The sequence below is a fragment of the Acinetobacter sp. YH01020 genome (genome assembly GCF_013420275.1).
Lineage (GTDB): Bacteria > Pseudomonadota > Gammaproteobacteria > Pseudomonadales > Moraxellaceae > Acinetobacter > Acinetobacter amyesii.
This window is the reverse complement of the sequence record NZ_VOYN01000017.1, coordinates 1-19626: the sequence shown is the minus strand read 5'-3', so window position 1 is coordinate 19626 and position 19626 is coordinate 1. Positions and strand designations below refer to the sequence as shown.

The window sequence follows — 19626 nt, the reverse complement described above, 5'->3', positions numbered from 1 at the left end:
CAGTTCGCGAGATGTTCCACCTCAGACACAGCGCTTTCTGTCTTTAAGCCATAAAAAAAGCCTCGACAAACGTCGAGGCTCTTTTGCTTGCCATATATAGCGCTCTAAAGTTCAGCGACTTCGAGTTGAGTAAAATGTTTAAAATGAGCGGCATAGTGCATGGCACTCATTTTTAGACGTGCTTCCGCTTGTTCATCTAAAGTCTTAACAACTTTACCCGGTGACCCCATCACAACAGAGTTATCCGGAATCACCTTCCCTTCTGGAATTAAAGCATTTGCACCAATGATGCAATTTTTACCAATCACAGCATGATTTAGAACCACGGCATTGATTCCGATCAGACTATTATCACCTACGGTACATCCGTGTAGCATGGCTTGATGCCCAATCGTGACATAATCACCAATGATCATTTCAATGCCCGCATCGGTATGCAGCACCGCATTTTCTTGTACATTGGTAAAATCACCCAGTTTGATACGACTATTATCCCCTCGGATGACGGCTCCGAACCAGACACTCACTTCTCGGCCTAATTCAACTTGGCCAATGACCGTTGCATTTTCTGCAACCCAACCATCCCAAGGTTGATGTGTGGCTTTCGGGCTATATCCTTGAAACTTGTACAACATGATCAAACATCCTATTTTGACTTTCTAAAAAAGGTTTAAGGCTCACGGCCCAAATGAAATGAAGGAGAATTTAATAAAAAAGGCCATTCTTTTTGATAATTCAAACCATATTGAAATAAGGAAATCAACATCCGTGCAGTCAAACCCCAAACGATTTCATTTTCAACTCTTAAACTGGGGAAATATAGTGATTGCTGGGCAAAACGAACTTCATACGGCGTTGGTGGCGTTTCTAAAAGCTGTCTTAATGATGCAAAAAAAATACGGTCAATTTCAGTGGGTTGAGGTATCAAATTTACGTCAGGCGGGATCAACCCCACGATCGGTTTAACCAACATCCCATTCCGTGCTTTTTGCATCGGTAAATCACCCAAAAGCTGCACATCAAATGGATTTAGAGCGGTTTCTTCTTGGGCTTCTCTTAACGCCACCACGATATTACTGGTGTCTTGGGCATCACGTTTGCCACCGGGAAAGGACACTTCACCGGCATGATTATTCATATAGAGTGAGCGGCGGGTCAATAAAATACGTGGATTATCTTCTTGGGTAATCGCAATCAATACAGCAGCATGCGCAGGTTGAATACGCTTAGAAAAACGTAAACTTTGCTGCAATCGCTGAGTCAATAAACCCTCATCCATCCACATTACATCCTTATAATTATCTTGTTTTCATCATAGCTGAATTTCGGCCAAGCTGGTTAGAAATGATGCCAAAGTTTTATTTTTAAGTTATTCTGACGGTTCACACAATCCATGACGATGAATATGAACTTTTGCTCAAACTGCGGACAAAAAACAAAAGAAGCGATCCCGCTTGGAGATCATCAGATACGCCGTATTTGTACCGCATGTGGGTTTATTCATTATGTGAATCCTAAAGTCATTTGTGGTGCTTTAGCCGTTTGGGACAATCAAGTTTTACTTTGCCGTCGTGCGATTGAGCCACGTTATGGGCTATGGACATTACCCGCTGGCTATATGGAACTCTATGAGACAATGGAGCAAGGTGCAGCGCGTGAAACGCGCGAAGAAGCCGAAGCAGAAGTCAACATTGAGCAACTATATTGCATGTATAACATTCCCCGTATTGGACAAATTTATGCCTTGTTCAAATCTGAACTAATCAATGGTGAATTTGGTGCGGGTGATGAAACCATTGAATCACGATTGTTTAGTGAAGAAGATATTCCTTGGGATGATTTAGCCTTTCCAAGTGTGGAAAGAACGCTGCGGCATTATTTTGCTGACCGCAAAACAGGTCAGTTTGAAATGCATCTCGAAACCCTTGGTACGCGACTCGATCACACTGGTTAATTTGCTACTCTCAATATTAAAAAAGCCCATCACTGATGGGCTTTTTTATTTTTCTAAGATTTAAACTATTATTTAGCCTTGATGGTGTAACACGGGGCCAATTCTAATGAAATATCACCACCGCTTAACTTCGCCGTTTGAGCCGCAGCAGTATCATTTGGATTTTTTAAGCTATAAATATAACTAAAGCTGGCCAAACTATTCCCCCACTTCACCACTTTATTATCCGAATCCGTCAAAGCAACGCCAGAGGGACGCGTGCCTGCATTGGCATTGATCATATTGTGTAACTGCACTAAAGCACCGCCTACAACCATTGAGGTATCCGCTGAAGTTTTCACACTTGAGTTCATTCCAATCAGCGCGCCATCAAGCGTATGGAAATATGGGTCAGCTAAAATCATACGAATCGAAATGGTATTTGGATTGATATTTCCTTCAGGTGTAAAGGTACGGGTTGTCGTTCCGATACGATATTGCTGTACACCTTTATCATCTTTCATTAACAGTGGGTCAAGCACATCTTTTCCGCTACAGCCTTCCGTCGCGTGTGTAGACAAATCGACAATTTGACTGTCTTGACGAGTAAATACATCGTCTGGCACGCCAGATTTTATATTTGTGCGAATATCACCATTACGGTCAATCACCACACCCAATTTCACTGTTTTGGTCGAAGTATCGGTAAATTTAAAAGTTAAATCTGCATACAACGGGAAGATATAATTTTGTCCAGCAGCAACATTTTCAACAGACTTAAAGACTTTTTTGTCTAAATACGACAGCGGATAAAGCTTGTATAAATCCATCGTGCCTTTAAATTGCACTTGGTTAATGTTTTGCTCCCACAGGCCTAATTTTTTCTTATCATCGGCCGTCAGAACATAATCATCTTTTTTAGCCATTAACGTTTTATATAAACTTCCACCCGTACCGACCACCATTTTGTCGGCAAGTAGCGTCCCTTGTTTAATAATCAGCGGGCCAGAGTTGGCTTCTTCTGCATCAAAACGGAAACCCAGAATGCCAGGTTTATCAATTTGCTTGGTAAGCGGATCAATCCAATTATCCTGTGGCGTTGCTGTTAAACGTGTTGGTCGTACCTGCGTCAAGAGCAAGACATTCACACCACCAATGGTACTCAACTGTTGATCAACTTTACCCTTCCACTGTAAACCGCTACCAAAGGTCATGCCTTGACGGTCCGTCATTAACATGAAATGACCAAATAAATTGACTTTTGAACTATCGGTCGGCAAACATTCATTTTTATCACAGCCCACCAGTCCATTTGAACCACTGGCATTGGTAATCACTCCATCAGTTGAAAACAACGCAAACTCAGGCTGATATACCGCAGCCGTTGAGATATTCATGAGTTTTGAAACTAAGGTAAATGCGTTTTCATTGCTGACTTCTGACAAGTCTAGCCAAGGCGTAAACAGGTTATTAAATTCCGTATCTGAACTGATACTGAAGTCAGCAGTCGCGACATTTCGAGTGATTTGATCAATCAGTACTTTATCTGCATTGTTGATATAAACCGCTTGGATATCTGTAGCTGTAATTGCGCTATTATTTTTCAAAGCCAAGGCTTGAATAATTTTGGCTAAACGCATGGCCACTTTAACCGTTGCGTCGCTATTTGAAATTGTTGCAGCAGGTTTACCTGCGATGCCGGCAGCCAAATCCAATAAGGTCAAACGTGGGGGTGTCGTGCCACTGGCTACATTTGAAATTTGCTTCAAATCTACTTTACCCAAATCAATTCGACGTGATTTTTCACCTTGGACAAAGAAAGTTACCGTATCGCCAATCTTACAAGCACCTGTCGAAACACCTTCTTTTAGATCAAATAAAGTAATGTAGGTATTTTTAACGTCGCTCGAACAATTAAAATTCAGACCTTCAATTGGATAATCTAAAACGAACTCAACACAGCCTTCGGTATTACTTTTACAAGTACCATTGGTCGTACTGGTATCATAAATTTCAGGATTCACATTTGCACTTTCACCGCCACAGCCACTGAGCGCTGCAACCAATGCCGTTAAAGCAAACGGTAATAAAATTTTATTTTTCATCCTAATTCTCTTTCTTATGTCCTTAACGGATTGCTGTTAATTTAAGTTGGCCTTGATTGGTTAATACGCGGCCATCGACGTCTATTGCAGTTGCTAAAGGCGTTAAGAATAAATACTGGCTACCTTTAGGCACTTGAATCACGCCTTCAATTTTTTCATGGTAAAGATGATCCGCTTCACCTTGGTTATTTTTGAATCCACCTGCGCCTTCCATGACACACCCATTTTTGTCTAAAAATACCGCAAATGGCCAATAAAATGTAGGATTTTGTACTTTGGATGCAAATGAATGTATACGAATATTTTGTAATGGTGATTTTAGTTTTACGACTTCATAGTCAAATTCGTCAGACAATGGTGCTCGAGGCCATAAGTTAATATCTTGAGCTAAGTCGAGCTCTTTGGCTTTCTTCATTTTTTTATTCGAAAAACATTGCTGACCTAAACCTTGAATGGTGTCAGCTTGTGACACCCGATAATATGATGTGGCTAAAGTGATTGGGCCTGTATCTTCGGGTTGATTACGTTTAAATAAATTATCAATGACGGAGCGACTGACACCTTTTTCACGTTCAATGGTTTGCATTCGCGTTTGCCCCATCTTGCTATCAATAACGCCTTCGGGCATGGTGTAAAAGCGCTTTTTGCCTTCTAAGTTAAACTCTTTATCTTCAAGATATTCATTATTGACATACTTTTCACCAGCCATCGTCGAAAAGCCTTGCTCTTGTTTTGCCTTAGCCGATTGTTTTGAAGGATGATTTTCTAAGTTTTCACCTGAAGATCGTACGGATTGATCAGTACTGACTACTTTCTCAGCAAGGATCTTTTTCTCGAAGACAGGTTTATCTTTTTCAGCTAGAACTGTGGACTGATACGCTTCACGAGGTTGGGCTAGCTCTGATTGCTGTAAATTTTCTGTCCATGCGGTTGAAGGCAAGACTTTTGCTGTCGTATCTGCCGCTTGTGCTGACTTTTCAGATTTGCGAACTTTATCCCCTGAGACGTCTTTAATTTTATCTACTGTGACAGCTTTAATTTCATCCCGTTTTTCCGGCTCGCGTATACTTAAATGTTGAGAATTCACCGGTCCAACAGCCTGTGCTGTTGGACTCGTTTGACGTGTCATCGGTGTCTTGGTTTGAGACGGACTAATGCTTACGGATGGTTGAATAATTTGTTGTACAGGTTGAGAGTCTATCGTTTTAGCAGTTGGACTTTCTTTAGGTTTCTTTGCTGGTTTTTCTTGCACTTGTACCACCATTGGGCGCCCATCTGGCCCAATAATGGTATGAAACCCCCCAGCGTTGGTATATGACACTTGCACCACAGACAGTGCAAGTAACGTTTTTATGAATAAAATCCTTTTCATTCTGTCTGCTTATCCTACCAACGAGTTCTGTAATTTAATCCTAGGATGGTGATTTTCGTATCGGTTTTTACATTCAGTCCAGCATATGGGTTTAAAAGTAAGTTATTCACACCGGTTAAGTTTGCAAGACTACTAGTATTTGCTGGAATGTTATCTTTACTGCGTAAAAAGCCGATTGATAAATCTAAATCCGTATCTGCATCAAAACGATATCCAATCCCCATACCAAAGAGCTGCGCACCATTAATTGGGACCATGGTATTTCGCTTACCATCAGGAATAGAGGTACTCCGTGGTTCATAGCCTGCACGTAATTTCAAACGATCTGTTGCAGAATATTCAATACCAATACCCCAGTTCCAAGGCGATGTAAATTTCAAAGGTAAGGCCAAAGAATTATCAGTCACATTTTCAGATAATAATTTTGCAATTTTCAGCGCTGAAATTTGACGGTCGAATTCAAAACGGAATTTGTCCCAAGCACGATAATCGGTCCAGCCCACATCAAAATTAATTTGTAAATCAGGCATAACCTTATATTTGATCCCGGCCTGTACGTGCTGTGGATATTCAAAATCCATCGAAACCAAACCCGACTCCGAGTTAGGCACGGCATTTGGAAAACCTAAAATGGCAGCTAAAATTTGACCTGTTGGTGATGACATTAATCCCTTAATCATCTCCTGAGGCGCTTTTGCATTATGAATGCGATATCGGCCTTTCATGCGCATTTTCGCAGCGCTTTGGTACACCATACCAAAACTAAAATCTTCGCGTGGCTCCCACAAAACCCCTAAGTTATAACTTGGGCTCAGTGACTGCTCTAAAGCTAACTCCATCTGACCAAATTTACCAAATGGGTTCATCCCTTCTTCGGTATTACACATCCCCAATAGCAAGATGTCGGTAATAATGTCCGAATTTTCCTTGAATGGCGTACAGACGACCTCATCAATCATCCTTAACATGCCGATCAACTCATTGGGAAATCGTAGATCAGATTTCAATCCAATGGCTTGATAGGACATCCCTACACCACCACCAATCGATAGCTCATCACTGACTTGATAACCCACCGTTGGCGATAGATAAGTAATACGCTCTAGAGCAACTTGTTGCCCCATAAAATTACCCGGGTTGCCATTTTCAGCACCAAAACCCGCAATCAAAGGCGCATAAACGGCTGATGCAAATGTTGCTTTAGAACCTGGTGGATTGTAGGCAATTCCCATCGTTGGCGCGGCAATGGGTTGTCCAGCACCAAAATCCACCATCTTTTTTAAGACAGGTACATATAGGGATGCATATTCAACATCACCAGAAACCTTATCTTTAAAGTCCGTACATATATCTGCCGTTACTTCAGGGCCATCATTACAGACCATTGGGTCATCAGAATAACCAAAGACGTTATAACCCGCAGGGACGGTAAATTCACGTTGAATATCAAAGTTTGCAATAATCCCCTGCATATCGGTTTGCAAACCTTCAATTTTGGTTAATGCTGCAGGGTTAAAATGCACGGCACTAATCCCCGGAGGATCAGCAGTCACTGCATTACCTAATGCAAGTGACCTTACATCAACTGAAAGGTTGGTACCCAATTGTGCAAAAGCAGCACTAGAACAGCCCGTTAAAACGATCGCACTAACAAGTGGGCTGAGTCGAATTTTACGCATACGACAGCCCTCTTAACGAAGTTTTTTTCCAAAACCTAGGATATCTAACGGGAAAGACAGTCCTAATGACACATCTGGTGCATCTTCAGTTAAACCTAGCCCCACCGTACCGTTCACGATCGTATCCGGTGATACACGTACACCTAAAGAAATCGCTAGAGTTGAACTGGTTTGGTCTGCAGGTGAATAGGATTCGCCACTGCTATAGGTAAATTCTGCGCCAGTGTTGAAACTTTGTTGATATGACATGGTGAGGGAAACATCGTAGTTAAACGAGTATGCAAAACCGAATGCAAAACCGCCACTAATTCCCGGTTCAAATTCTTCAATGACACGCGTACCACGACGTTGGTTTAAACCAGTTTCTTTGAAACCATAGTTGGCTGAGACAGATGCAAACAACACAACGGGATCAATATATTTACGTGTGCTGGCACCGATACCTGCCGAATAGTAACCTTTACCTGTTGCTAGATCATTTACTGCATTGACTTCGTATGGACTGTCACCTGTTTTCGTAGACAAATTACCAAATAAAATCAGTGGTAAACGACCTTGCTTCAATGGGAAGGGTTCCCAACGTGCGCCTAAAGAAATATCCCCTAAACCCGCGGTTGAAGTATCTTTTAATAAATCAGTTTTCGCCACTAAAGGCACAGATGCAGAGAATGTCAAATTGTCCATTACACCGTATTGCACGGTAAATGTATTGGTCATTGAGTGTGTGGCATTCTCTTGTACACGGAGTTGATAAAGTTGGCCTTGTGCCATTTCCATATCAAGTTGAGTATCACGATAATAGGTATAATCGATATCATAAAAAGATGATATTTCACCTTTTTTAATCAATGAATACTGACGATCATTCGAGCTAAATACTTCCTGTAAGTTAGCTTCTTGACTCGCATCACCCTCTTGCTGTTGAAGTGCTGTCGATGCCTTTTCAGTGGCAGTCGCACTTTCTACTTGTGGTGCCTCAGCTTGTACTGGCTCTTCAACAGATTCATACTGTCCAATTTCTGGCTCGGCAGCAGCTTCTTGTGCAGTATCAGCTTGGGTTACAGCAGCAGGAGATACAGACTCTTCTACGACTGTCTCTTGTTCAACCGGATCATATTCTCCAAGGCTTGGCTCTTCAGCTGCATAGGCAACCCCCATCACCACCTGAATACTCATGGCTAGTAGTGTTTTGTTCATCCATTTACGATTCATGTTCCTTCCCACCGTTTTTATTTTTTTAATCCTGACGCTTTGTTATACGCATTCATCTAATTATTTACTCTTATAGTAAAGCCTTAGAAAGTTGTAATTCGATTTACCATATGACTCCGACTCTTCATTCATATTTTTATCAAGTCGTATCGTAGATGCCTTGTCTGCAATTTTTTCCATGTAAAACTGCGGATATTGAATATCAACCAATGCATAACGGTTCACGGTTGCATCTTCAACATGTCGCAAGTCTGAATCTTGCAAAGCCAATAAATTTTTACGTTGCTCAGGCGCAACATTGATTAAAAATAATGTGTTGTTTTCCCATATTTCTTGGAATCGAACTTCATCGAAACTGATATTGCCCAGTGCTGGATCTGCAACATAAACACGCCCATCTTTATAGGCTTTAAACACCACAAAATGTTTAAAACCAGCATATGAAATGGGAACAATCGCAGGCTGACCTTGCTTAACTAGATCTGAAAACTCCCCTTTGTAGCCCCCACTTTCTAGCCCGACAGCAGCGACAAAACGTTTCATGTCTAATAAGGAGAAACTTCGACGTTCGATAATTTTTTCAGTTTCACCAAATTTCAGCAAACCATTCATGGTCTGTTGCTCAGTCAGCTGTGTACCTACATAACCATTTAATAAAGTGGTTAAGGCTGCTGAACCACAACTGTAGTCGTAGGCTTGCCGAACGATGCCTCGAAATTGATCTTCTATGGCAGGTTTAATTTTTACAGATTCACGGTGCATCCGAGTAAAGGAATCATTTCGTGAATCCAATGTTTCGGTATAGTGAACTGTTCCGACTGGCTTTTCTTTTAAATCGAAGGACTCTTTGGCAAAGTAATACATCAATGCCGAGCCTACAGCTATCTCTAACATATCTTCTAACTTTTAGTTATCGGCAATGATGTGCCTTTTTTCATTATTTTTTAGAGCTAATGCTCTACATCCATGTATTATGCAAGATACCTTTTTTTTTATAAAAAAACAGCATTTTTTTATGCTTTGTTGGGTCATTCCGCACTTTTTTGTAAAAAAAAGCGCGTGATCAACACGCGCCTTATTTTATTCTAAATTACTTACTAGAAATCGTAATCACAGAACCTGGATTATAAACACCTAAACTAGGGCTATAATATGTTTGCAAGCCTTGAACTTCGATATCACCAATTGAACCAGCAGTACGACTACCTAAATGAACACCTTTCACATAGTTATCAATTGGACCAGAGTTGCTCACCATTTTAATATATCCTTTTGATGTTCCTTCTGCACCATAAACACTAATATCTTGGTTAATGGTTAAGTCTGTTTTACCCGCATCAGCAACTTTTATGCTTTCAACAAAGATTTCACCAGCAGCACGTGTAGCGTTTTTAGTTGATGCATCCAGAATACCTAGATTTTGAATCTCTAAACCACCAATCATAGTTGTATTCAATTTGATCATTGCACCCTGTGGAGCTGCACCAAGTTGAATATTTGCAGCCATCTGACCTGTTTTCAAAGTTAAACCAGAAAGAATTGCATTGTAGTTGCTATCATCACCACCACGACGAATACCTGTTGTACCAGCCGTACCTGATGCAGTCACACCAATTTCACCAATTTTAATATCTAAGCCTGAAACTTGTGCTGCAATATTAACAAATGCTCCACCTTTTGCAGAATTACCAGCATCTGAGTCAATACGTAAATCAGCCAAATTATGACTTGCTAACAAAGCTTGTGAATTCGCAGTAATTACAAGACCATGCTTTTCATTAGCATCACCGGCTATCCCGTTCCCCTTAATTAAAAGAGCACCTGCTACACCTGTACCACCAACAATATTTGTTGAAGAAACTTCTGCATTTGCAGCAAAACCTGTTGGCGTAGGAGGAGTTGTAGTTGTATCAAAAGTAACTTTTGTACCTGTCACAACGTTTTTTGCATCAGTTGCTAAACCGTCATTATCGTGAATGTAAAGTTTCTCGATTGCAACTTTTGAAATACCAATCCCGATGTTAATACCATCTTGACCAGTGGTTGAACTAAGTGCAGCATCGTCCATTGCTTGCATAGCCATAGCATTCGCACTAAATGCGATTGAAGAAACTAGAGCTAATTTAGTGAAATTTTTCATACGGTACTCTCCCAAGAGTATTTATTTTTTTTTGATTTTCAACCACTCGATTTATTCAGCTGTAATATTATTTTGTGACAACTGTTAAACCTTTCCTTGAGTCGTTTGCTCGCTCGATTAAATTATATCCAAGCTAAAATTTGTTCAACTGTCGTTGGTCGCAATCTAATTCTTACCGATAAACGGTATTTGCAAACCAAATGAATTAGGAATGGTATAAAATCCATTTTAGTTTTTAAATTTAATTTCTCTGTTGATGCAAAAGCCGATTTTTTTTAAAAAATTTATTCTTAAACAAACTATTAGTGCTCAAAAATTTTTGCAAGCGCTTGCACCCTTGTCACATGTGATTTTTTTAGAAGATCAAAACCAACCTGTTATTTGCTTTTTGGCAAATCAATATCAGCAATTTAAGAATGATGAACTTAAAACTTATGTCCGTAGTCATTTAGATCAATATGAGGAATGTGATACTCAGCCCTTACAAGATATCGCCTTCCAAGATTTATGTTCAAAATTGGGCAGCGGGTTTTCTGGGGGCTGGGCTGGTTTTATTAGCTATGATTATGCAGCGCAGCAACAGATTTCCCTGCATGCCAAAGCGCAACCTCGCTTGTTTTTAGGACAATTTTCCAGTTTTTTAAAATTAGAAGATGATGGTTGGTATTTTTATAGTTCTGATCATTCTGCAGCTAAGATTTACGACTACATTGATCACCTAATTCAAACCGAGATCGCTCAAGATCGATTTAAATTAACGCAAAAATGTATTGCAAGATGGTCCAAGTCAGACTACACAAAAGCCTTTGATCAAGTGCAGGAATATATTAAAGCGGGCGATTGCTATCAAATTAATTTAACCCAAGAATTCACAGCTCAAGCAAACGGTTCACTCTTAGAAACCGCTCAAGAATTTTGGTCACTGACTGATGCACCATATTCAGGCTACTTACGTATTGATGATTTTGAAATTTTAAGTTGTTCGCCTGAACTTTTTATAGATTTTAAGCCTGAACGCAAGATGATTACTAAGCCAATCAAGGGCACGATGCCTCGCTATGAAGATCCAATTTTAGATGAGCAGTCAAAACAACGGTTAAAATCATCTGAAAAAGACATGGCTGAGAATGTCATGATTGTCGATTTACTGCGTAATGATTTGAGTGTTTATGCAGAAACAGGTTCTGTAAAAACACCTAAACTTTTTGATATTGAAAGTTTTAATCAAGTGCATCACATGGTCAGTGAAGTTGAAGCCGTGCTGAAAACAAATGTAAATCCTTTTGAGGTTCTGATGTCGGCACTGCCGGGCGGTTCGATTACCGGCGCGCCTAAAATTCGTGCGATGCAAATCATTGAAGAACTTGAAGGCTCCCCACGCGGTGCCTATTGCGGCTCGATGGGTTATTTTAATCACGATGGCACGGGCTCTTGGAATATTTTGATCCGCTCTATTCAAAAATACCAAGATCAGGTTTCGCTGTGGGCAGGCGGCGGAATCACCATCGCATCAGATTGCGATGCTGAATATCAAGAATGTTTTGATAAAGTTGAAGCGATGCTGAATTTGTTAAATACCTGGCATAAACCTGAATAACAAAAAAGCGATTCAATTGAATCGCTTTTTTAATGAATCACTCCCAACTACCCTTTTCAAAAGGAGGGTTCGGCTAGATTTACATTTCGCGGAGCTTGCAAAGATTAAGCCAAAATATCGTTTTTCAAAGTATCCACAAGGCGCTGATTTTGTTCATCTGTACCAATGGTGATCCGCAGGAACTGATTAATCCGCGGCTTATTGAAGTAACGCACAATAATTCCGCGTTCGCGCAATTCAGCAGCTAATTCACCCGCGTCTTTCGTTGGCAATGATGCAAAAATAAAGTTTGCCGCAGAGGGTAATACTTTAAAGCCCAGCTCAGAAAGCTGCTCTACAAGTTTTTCACGGCTCACAATCACCTTGGCATTTTGCGCTTCAAAATACGCTTGATCCTCAAATGACGCCACGGCTGCTGCAATCGCAAAACGGTCCATCGGATAGGAGTTAAAGCTGTTTTTTACTGCCTCAAGCGCTGCGATTAAATGCGGCTGCGCAATCGCGAAACCCACACGCAAACCAGCAAGTGAACGCGACTTAGACGTCGTTTGACAAACCACAAGGTTTTCATATTTCGCAACCAAAGCCACAGCAGATTCTGCACCGAAATCGACATACGCTTCATCAATCACAACCACTGAATTCGGATTGGCTTGCAACACTTCCTCAATTGCAGACAAACCTAAAGCAATACTGGTAGGCGCATTCGGATTGGTAATGATGATACCGCCATTCGGCTGTTTATAGTCATCCACCACAATTTCAAAGTCATCGTTCAGCGGCAAAATTTTAGTATTGGCCGCAATGCCAAAAAATTGGCTATATACTGGATAAAAACTGTAGGTAATGTCTGGATACAAAACCGGTAGCTCTTGCACAAAAAAGGCTTTAAAAATATGCGCCAGCACTTCGTCCGAGCCATTGCCGACAAAGACTTGCTCAACAGGCACATGCTGCTGTTTGGCAATCGCTTGCTTTAACTCTGACGCATCTGGATCTGGGTATAAACGTAAAACATCAGCAGAATTTACCAACACTTTTTGTACTGCTTCCACCACTTTTGGCGATGGCGGATACGGATTTTCATTGGTATTGAGTTTTAAAATATTTTGGATTTTAGGCTGCTCACCCGGTGTGTACGGTTCTAATTCACGTACATCAGGGCTCCAAAAACGCATTTGTTCAGAGGTAATATTTGGCATTTTATTTTGCTCTTTTTCACCCTATCCTAACCTCTCTTGCACTTCGCTTTAAAGGAATCCTTAAAGCTCGTTCAGGGAGAGGAATATTCATTTTATGAGATTTCCCCTTTCCTTTCAGGAGAGGGTTAGGGAGAGGTTTATAGTTTTGGAAAACTAAGTTTTTCACCTAGTCTATATTTTATTACTGGTAACGATATCTCGCAGATCTCGCATGCGCATCTAAGTTTTCCTGCTGCGCTAATGTATCAGCCGTTTTCGCTAAAGTTTTCACGCCATCTTCAGAACACATGATTAAACTTGAGCGCTTTTGGAAATCATAAACACCGAGCGGTGATGAGAAACGCGCTGTGCCGGAGGTTGGCAACACGTGGTTTGGACCTGCACAATAATCACCAATCGCTTCCGGTGTATATCGACCCATGAAAATCGCGCCGGCATGGCGGATATCTTCAGCCATTTCCTGTGCTTGATCCAAGCACAGCATCAAATGTTCAGGCGCAACTTGGTTAATCAATTCAGCGCCTTCAGCACGGTCTTTGACTAAAACCAATGCGCCGCGGTTTTCGATTGAAGTACGCGCAATATCCGCTTTTGGTAACGCTTCTAAATGCTTTTCAATCCATTGCTCAACTTGATCTAAAAGTTCTGCATCTGGCGTAATAAATACCGCTTGAGCCACAGTGTCATGTTCCGCTTGTGACAATAAATCCATTGCCAGCCATTCAGCATTGTTTTGGCCTTCGGCATAGACCAAAATTTCGGATGGCCCTGCAATCATATCAATACCGACTTGACCAAATACTGCACGTTTTGCTGCAGCAACAAAACGGTTGCCCGGGCCAGTAATTTTGTCCACAGATGGAATAGTTTCTGTACCATAAGCCAATGCTGCAACCGCTTGCGCGCCGCCAATGGTAAATACACGGTGTACGCCGGCTAAGTAAGCTGCTGCCAAAACCAATGGATTCAAATCACCATTCGGCGCAGGCACCACCATAATAATTTCAGGCACGCCAGCAACATGCGCAGGTACAGCATTCATCAATACAGAAGACGGATAAGAAGCTAAACCACCTGGTACATAGATACCTACACGGTCCAGCGGTGTGACCTTTTGACCAAGGGTATTTCCTAAAGCATCAACATAGGTCCAGCCGTCTTGCTTTTGTGCTTGGTGAAATTCACGAACACGGTTCGCAGCAAGTTCTAAGGCTTCACGCACTTCTGAACTTAAACCATCAAATGCTGCTTTCAGCTGTTCTTGTGTCAGCTCTAATTCTGAGAATTGATGCGCTGGATGTCGATCGAACTGCTGTGTCAATTTAAGAACATGAGCATCACCATGCTGACGAACATCAGCAATGATTTGGTCAACGGTTTTTAAAAGTTCTGGATCATTCACAGTTTCAAAAGCCAACAAGTCAGCAAAAGCTTGCTTGAAGTTTTGATCTTGAGTCGATAAACGTCGCATCAATTTACCCACAAGGTAATCTATTGGAAAAGATTAGTTTACCTGTTTTACAGCAGCTTGTGGACATCTATCGCATGTGTTCATGTGGAGTTTTATTGAAAATAACTTTCGTTAAAATTGATGAAAATACAGTTTTATCATTATTTTTCAGTTTTCATAAAAAAACCGCCCAAATTTGAGCGGTTTGATCAGCATAGCTAGAAACTTAACAACTTATGCTTTTTTTGCTTGCTCGCGTTCTTCCACGGCTTTTTCTAGCTGTGCAAGAATTGGATTCAACAAAATTTGTTTACGTTTAAAGCTTGCTTTGTTCACGATTAAACGTGAAGACACTTTACAGATTTCTTCCAAAGGCTCTAAACCATTGGCACGTAAAGTGTTCCCTGTATCCACAACATCGACGATGTAATCACCTAAACCAACCAAAGGTGCAAGTTCCATAGAACCATACAGTTTGATCACATCAACTTGCTCGCCTAAGCTTGCATAATATTGACGGGTCAAATTGACGTACTTGGTTGCAATCTTTAAACGACCTTTCGGACGAACCATGCCGACTTTACCAGCCGTCATTAACTTACAGTTGGCAATTTTTAAGTCCAATGGTTCATACACATTTTGTGCACCATGCTCCATCAGCACATCTTTACCTGCCACCCCAATATCTGCAGCACCATTTTCAACATAAGTTGGTACATCAGAAGCACGTAAAATTAAAATACGTACGTGCTTATGGGTCGTTGGAAAAATTAACTTACGAGATTTATCCGGATCTTCCAATAAGTTAATGCCAGCTGTTTCCAACAATGGCAAAGTTTCTTTTAAGATACGTCCCTTACTTAATGCTAAAGTTAAACCATGATCAAAATTGCCCATTACGTCAAAATTGGGATCATCGTTTCTCATATCGCTCATTAACTTACTCGCTTAATTTGGGCACCTAAACCTTGTAACTTCGCTTCAACATCTTCATAACCACGGTCAATATGATAGATACGGTCAATCAACGTTTCCCCATCAGCGGCAAGTGCTGCTAAAACCAATGAGAAAGAAGCTCGTAAATCAGTTGCCATCACGGGTGCAGCAGATAATTTCTCTACACCTGTAACAACAGCATCATTACCTTCAACCTGAATATTGGCACCCATACGTGCTAATTCAGGTACATGCATGAAACGGTTTTCGAAAATCGTTTCAGAAATTGTGGCAAAACCACGACCAATTGCATTCACAGCCATCAGCTGTGCTTGCATATCGGTTGGAAATTCTGGATGTGGTAAAGTCTGGAAACTAACTGCTTTCGGGCGTTTACCCATCATATCCAGTTCAATCCAATCTTCACCGCGCGTAACTTCCGCGCCCATTTCTTCAAATTTATCTAGCACAGACTCCAACAAGTTTGGATCAGTATGTGTGGTTTTGATTTTACCGCCAGTGATCGCTGCTGCAGCGAGATAAGAACCTGTCTCAATACGATCAGCAACAACGGCATATTCACAGCCATGTAGGCTTTCAACACCTGTAACAACCAAAGTATCTGTGTCCAAACCTTCGATTTTTGCACCCATCTTGATCAACATATTAGCAAGATCGGTAATTTCAGGTTCACGAGCCGCGTTACGAATGGTCGTTACACCGTCTGCAAGAACCGCAGCAGTTAGAATATTTTCAGTACCACCAACTGTGACCATATCAAAGACAACTTCGCCACCTTTTAGACGACCATCCACTTTGGCATGCACATAACCTGCTTCAACTTCGATCTCAGCACCAAGTGCTTCTAAAGCTTTTAAATGTTGATCTACAGGGCGTGAACCAATTGCACATCCACCCGGCAAAGACACTTTTGCACTACCATAGCGCGCCAATAACGGGCCAAGCACCAAAATAGATGCACGCATGGTTTTCACGAGTTCATATGGTGCAAATTGATTATCTAAGCTAGAAGTATCAGCCTTAACCGTATCACCTTCATAACTGATTTGAACACCTAAACCTGCGATCAATTTCACTAAGGTGTTCACATCTTTTAGATTTGGCACATTAGTTAATGTAATAGGTGTATCCGCAAGGATAGTTGCAGCGAGTAATGGCAATGCAGCATTTTTCGCACCAGAAATACGAACTTCACCTTCGAGCTTAGTACCGCCCTGAATCAGAAATTTATCCATTAATTATTAAGCTCCGAATAAGCTTGCTTTGCGCCATTCTTCTTTGGTCATTGCACGAATTGTTACTGCATGTACTTCACCGCTGGCAATGTAGGAGTTCAAAGGTGCATAAACAGATTGTTGACGAGCAACAGGACGTTTGCCTTCAAATTGATCATCGACAATGCGTAGATCAAATTTGCCGCCTTGCCCACTAACTGCAACCTCAGCTTCTGGAAAAGCAGCTTTTAAAATTTCAGTGAGCTGTTCACTATTCATCACAAGACCCCATATAGGACTAACGGTGTAAAACCCGTCATTTTACTATAAATCTAAAAAATAATTCATTAGTCACATACATTATATATATAAAAAAAGAGGTTATAAAAAACCTCTTTTTGTACAATTTACAATCTAAACCGTTAAAGGCATATAAATGAGCTGCATTTTTCGATGTTTATGTAATTGTTTTTTTAATTTTTCAGACAATTTTTTGATCGAGGTATACATATCATCAGCGCACGCTTGTGCAAAAAGTTCTGTCCCAGGTAATCGTATAATCGCTTCCGCAATATGATTATCACTACCTTTTTTTGAACGTTTATCAACTTGATGATCTTTGGTCAATTTAACTTGCATACTATTGACCTGATCTAAATGTTTGGTCATTTCCGCAAATTTAAGACGAATATTTTCTTCTATTGCTGGCGTAATTGTTAAATGGTGGCCACGAATTGTAATCTGCATAATTCTATCCCTCACCTTCTTTCAGGACTGGAAAAGTTCAAGCCGAATTATCCAACTCAATATGCGAAGCATACATTTACACGATCAGATCATTTCGGCTATTCCTTATATAAAAAAGAGATTCATTATTTCGTCATAATGAACCTCTAGAATAGTCAGATTTTCAAATTTAGATCAACACTTTTCGCTCTGAAGATGATGGAATATGTAACGATTCACGATACTTCGCAACCGTACGACGAGCAACATCAATACCTTCCGCATTAAGCAAAACTGCAATTGCATTATCAGACAAAGGCTTACGTGTATTTTCTTCTGCAATCAGCTTTTTAATTTTTGCACGAATTGCAGTCGAAGACGCTTCCCCACCCGATGACGTTCCAACATGACTTGAGAAGAAATATTTCAACTCAAATAATCCACGTGGTGTGAGCATATATTTATTTGTGGTTACACGGGAAACTGTGGATTCATGGAGTTCGACTTCTTCGGCAATGTCTCGTAGTACCAAAGGCTTCATTGCCTCAGGACCTTGTTCAAAGAACGCTCGTTGATGCTCAACAATACATGTCGCTACTTTTAATAATGTTTTATGTCGTTCATCAATACTTTTAATGAAATTCTTTGCTTCAAGCATTTGATTTCGTAAATATTGATTATCGTCACTTTGATCTGCACGCTTGATCATATTGGCATAAAAAGAATTTACCCGTAGTTTTGGCATTACATCAGGATTTAATTGAACCAACCAATGTTCATTCTTTTTTAAGACCACAACATCTGGTATTTGATAGTCTGAATCTTTATCTTCAAACTCTTGCCCTGGATGCGCTTTTAATGTTTTTAACAAAGAAATGGCTAGTTTGAGCTGTTCTGTATTTAATCCCGTTTGCTTAATCAACTTGGGTAATTCATTACTAATCAGCAATTCATAATTTTTCAATAATAAAATAGCTTCATATCGATATTCAACATGTTCAGGAAGATTTTCAACTTGCACCATTAAACATTCGGCAAGATTGCGTGAGCCTACCCCTACAGGATCTAGACGCTGAATATGCTTTAAAACTACTAAAACTTCGTCATCTTCGACTTCTTCTTCATAATCCATAGAGTCTAAAAGATGCTGAACCGATTGGGTAATTTCATTTAAGTCACAATCTAAAAAACCTTTGTTATCTAAAGCATCGATAATACAGTGTGCAATTAGTTTATCGATCATAGAAAAGTGTAAAAGATTAACTTGCTCAAGCATATGCGCTTGTAAACTTTGATGCCCCTGCCGATTATCTTCGCGCTCTTCAAATTCAGCAGCACCTAAACTTGTGGGTTGATGGGTATATACATCATCCCATTCTGTATCCACTGGTAACTCATCAGGTAAATGATCGGCATTTAATTCATTGGTTAAGTCTTTATTTTCCCTTTCTTGTTTTTGTAAGCTATTTAAACTTTCAACGGTATTTTGTTCTTCAACTTTCTCTAATAGAGGATTACTGTCGAGTTGGATTTGAATTTCTTGTTCCAATTCCAAACTTGAAAGCTGTAATAAACGAATGGCTTGTTGTAATTGAGGTGTTAATGATAAGGAATTGGCAACCTTTAACCCCATCGCTAATTTCATTAATAACTCCCCCTATAATTAACCGCACTTTATAAGCAATTTTTATGCCGTTTTATTTTTTATAGCATAATTTCGAAGAGAACGCCCGATTTTTTGTCTTTTTTAGACTCATTATTCAGCTAATTCATTCTTCTATTAGGAACAATTCGCCTTATAAATGAATTATTTAATTAGATTTATTATTAATTTTACTCTAATTCCCTCTCCATTCAGCTTCCCCTTTTTCTTCGTGCATAAAAAAACACCCCCTGACGTATCAGGGGGTGTTTTCGAATAATGAGCTGGCGATGACTTACTCTCACATGGGTAACCCCACACTACCATCAGCGCTAAGAGGTTTCACTTCTGAGTTCGGGAAGGGATCAGGTGGTTCACTCTTGCTATTGTCGCCAGC

General features: G+C 40.4%; 17 protein-coding genes and 1 rRNA gene. 2 read left to right on the top strand and 16 right to left on the bottom strand.

Annotated elements, in window-relative coordinates; translation table 11 throughout:
- Window positions 1-104: 104 nt before the first annotated feature.
- The gene (locus FTT85_RS08510; protein WP_078192364.1) at window positions 105-635 is read right to left on the bottom strand and encodes a gamma carbonic anhydrase family protein; all 531 of its coding nucleotides are present in this window, start codon (window positions 633-635) and stop codon (window positions 105-107) included.
- A 35-nt stretch (window positions 636-670) separates the two neighbouring features.
- Complete coding sequence (locus FTT85_RS08505) at window positions 671-1279, bottom strand: CoA pyrophosphatase (protein WP_078191182.1); 609 nt, start codon at window positions 1277-1279, stop codon at window positions 671-673.
- 126 nt (window positions 1280-1405) lie between these two features.
- On the opposite strand from FTT85_RS08505, the gene FTT85_RS08500 reads away from it, so the two are divergent.
- On the top strand, window positions 1406-1954 hold the full coding sequence (locus tag FTT85_RS08500; RefSeq protein WP_078192366.1) for an NUDIX hydrolase: 549 nt from the start codon (window positions 1406-1408) through the stop codon (window positions 1952-1954).
- Between the two features lie 68 nt (window positions 1955-2022).
- Here FTT85_RS08500 and FTT85_RS08495 read toward each other — a convergent pair whose 3' ends face one another.
- The 6 genes from FTT85_RS08495 to FTT85_RS08470 form a co-directional block, all read right to left on the bottom strand.
- Entirely contained in the window at window positions 2023-4038 is a 2016-nt protein-coding gene (locus tag FTT85_RS08495; RefSeq protein WP_180183312.1) for a hypothetical protein, read from the bottom strand.
- Between the two features lie 22 nt (window positions 4039-4060).
- Window positions 4061-5410, bottom strand: coding sequence for a putative pilus assembly protein FilE (gene filE / locus FTT85_RS08490; RefSeq protein ID WP_180183311.1), 1350 nt, complete (start codon window positions 5408-5410; stop codon window positions 4061-4063).
- A gap of 14 nt (window positions 5411-5424) precedes the next feature.
- Window positions 5425-7089, bottom strand: coding sequence for an OmpP1/FadL family transporter (locus tag FTT85_RS08485; RefSeq protein ID WP_078192369.1), 1665 nt, complete (start codon window positions 7087-7089; stop codon window positions 5425-5427).
- A gap of 12 nt (window positions 7090-7101) precedes the next feature.
- Window positions 7102-8301, bottom strand: coding sequence for a hypothetical protein (locus FTT85_RS08480; RefSeq protein WP_180183310.1), 1200 nt, complete (start codon window positions 8299-8301; stop codon window positions 7102-7104).
- 60 nt (window positions 8302-8361) lie between these two features.
- The gene (locus tag FTT85_RS08475) at window positions 8362-9195 is read right to left on the bottom strand and encodes a C39 family peptidase (protein ID WP_180040850.1); all 834 of its coding nucleotides are present in this window, start codon (window positions 9193-9195) and stop codon (window positions 8362-8364) included.
- 196 nt (window positions 9196-9391) lie between these two features.
- Window positions 9392-10441, bottom strand: a complete 1050-nt coding sequence (locus FTT85_RS08470; RefSeq protein WP_180183309.1) for a DUF6160 family protein — start codon at window positions 10439-10441, stop codon at window positions 9392-9394.
- A 256-nt stretch (window positions 10442-10697) separates the two neighbouring features.
- Here FTT85_RS08470 and pabB point away from each other — a divergent pair, with 256 nt between their 5' ends.
- Window positions 10698-12038 (top strand): aminodeoxychorismate synthase component I, encoded by a 1341-nt coding sequence (gene pabB, locus FTT85_RS08465; protein WP_180183308.1) that lies wholly within the window; start codon window positions 10698-10700, stop codon window positions 12036-12038.
- A gap of 104 nt (window positions 12039-12142) precedes the next feature.
- Here the strand turns inward: pabB and hisC are convergent, their stop codons facing one another.
- The 8 genes from hisC to rrf form a co-directional block, all read right to left on the bottom strand.
- Window positions 12143-13240, bottom strand: a complete 1098-nt coding sequence (gene hisC / locus FTT85_RS08460; RefSeq protein WP_180183307.1) for a histidinol-phosphate transaminase — start codon at window positions 13238-13240, stop codon at window positions 12143-12145.
- Window positions 13241-13421: 181 nt separating this feature from the next.
- Complete coding sequence (hisD, locus tag FTT85_RS08455; protein WP_180059839.1) at window positions 13422-14723, bottom strand: histidinol dehydrogenase; 1302 nt, start codon at window positions 14721-14723, stop codon at window positions 13422-13424.
- Window positions 14724-14924: 201 nt separating this feature from the next.
- The gene (gene hisG / locus FTT85_RS08450; RefSeq protein ID WP_180103104.1) at window positions 14925-15626 is read right to left on the bottom strand and encodes an ATP phosphoribosyltransferase; all 702 of its coding nucleotides are present in this window, start codon (window positions 15624-15626) and stop codon (window positions 14925-14927) included.
- On the bottom strand, window positions 15626-16882 hold the full coding sequence (murA, locus tag FTT85_RS08445; RefSeq protein ID WP_078191193.1) for a UDP-N-acetylglucosamine 1-carboxyvinyltransferase: 1257 nt from the start codon (window positions 16880-16882) through the stop codon (window positions 15626-15628). Before murA ends, hisG begins: the two co-directional genes overlap by 1 nt.
- Before the next feature lie 6 nt (window positions 16883-16888).
- Entirely contained in the window at window positions 16889-17140 is a 252-nt protein-coding gene (gene ibaG, locus FTT85_RS08440; protein ID WP_078191194.1) for a BolA family iron metabolism protein IbaG, read from the bottom strand.
- 135 nt (window positions 17141-17275) lie between these two features.
- Window positions 17276-17608, bottom strand: coding sequence for a ribosome hibernation-promoting factor, HPF/YfiA family (gene hpf / locus FTT85_RS08435; RefSeq protein ID WP_078191195.1), 333 nt, complete (start codon window positions 17606-17608; stop codon window positions 17276-17278).
- Window positions 17609-17777: 169 nt separating this feature from the next.
- Complete coding sequence (locus FTT85_RS08430) at window positions 17778-19232, bottom strand: RNA polymerase factor sigma-54 (RefSeq protein ID WP_180183306.1); 1455 nt, start codon at window positions 19230-19232, stop codon at window positions 17778-17780.
- A 279-nt stretch (window positions 19233-19511) separates the two neighbouring features.
- Window positions 19512-19626, bottom strand: a 5S ribosomal RNA gene (rrf, locus tag FTT85_RS08425).

What these genes read in the sequence shown, in the direction of transcription:
- FTT85_RS08510 (WP_078192364.1), bottom strand. Translation starts at nt 635, where the DNA reads ATGTTGTACAAGTTTCAAGGATATAGCCCGAAAGCCACACATCAACCT.
- FTT85_RS08505 (WP_078191182.1), bottom strand. Translation starts at nt 1,279, where the DNA reads ATGGATGAGGGTTTATTGACTCAGCGATTGCAGCAAAGTTTACGTTTT.
- hisC (WP_180183307.1), bottom strand. Translation starts at nt 13,240, where the DNA reads ATGCCAAATATTACCTCTGAACAAATGCGTTTTTGGAGCCCTGATGTA.
- FTT85_RS08470 (WP_180183309.1), bottom strand. Translation starts at nt 10,441, where the DNA reads ATGAAAAATTTCACTAAATTAGCTCTAGTTTCTTCAATCGCATTTAGT.
- hpf (WP_078191195.1), bottom strand. Translation starts at nt 17,608, where the DNA reads ATGCAGATTACAATTCGTGGCCACCATTTAACAATTACGCCAGCAATA.
- filE (WP_180183311.1), bottom strand. Translation starts at nt 5,410, where the DNA reads ATGAAAAGGATTTTATTCATAAAAACGTTACTTGCACTGTCTGTGGTG.
- FTT85_RS08495 (WP_180183312.1), bottom strand. Translation starts at nt 4,038, where the DNA reads ATGAAAAATAAAATTTTATTACCGTTTGCTTTAACGGCATTGGTTGCA.
- FTT85_RS08475 (WP_180040850.1), bottom strand. Translation starts at nt 9,195, where the DNA reads ATGTTAGAGATAGCTGTAGGCTCGGCATTGATGTATTACTTTGCCAAA.
- murA (WP_078191193.1), bottom strand. Translation starts at nt 16,882, where the DNA reads ATGGATAAATTTCTGATTCAGGGCGGTACTAAGCTCGAAGGTGAAGTT.
- FTT85_RS08485 (WP_078192369.1), bottom strand. Translation starts at nt 7,089, where the DNA reads ATGCGTAAAATTCGACTCAGCCCACTTGTTAGTGCGATCGTTTTAACG.
- hisG (WP_180103104.1), bottom strand. Translation starts at nt 15,626, where the DNA reads ATGAGCGATATGAGAAACGATGATCCCAATTTTGACGTAATGGGCAAT.
- FTT85_RS08480 (WP_180183310.1), bottom strand. Translation starts at nt 8,301, where the DNA reads ATGAATCGTAAATGGATGAACAAAACACTACTAGCCATGAGTATTCAG.
- ibaG (WP_078191194.1), bottom strand. Translation starts at nt 17,140, where the DNA reads ATGAATAGTGAACAGCTCACTGAAATTTTAAAAGCTGCTTTTCCAGAA.
- FTT85_RS08500 (WP_078192366.1), top strand. Translation starts at nt 1,406, where the DNA reads ATGAACTTTTGCTCAAACTGCGGACAAAAAACAAAAGAAGCGATCCCG.
- pabB (WP_180183308.1), top strand. Translation starts at nt 10,698, where the DNA reads ATGCAAAAGCCGATTTTTTTTAAAAAATTTATTCTTAAACAAACTATT.
- FTT85_RS08430 (WP_180183306.1), bottom strand. Translation starts at nt 19,232, where the DNA reads ATGAAATTAGCGATGGGGTTAAAGGTTGCCAATTCCTTATCATTAACA.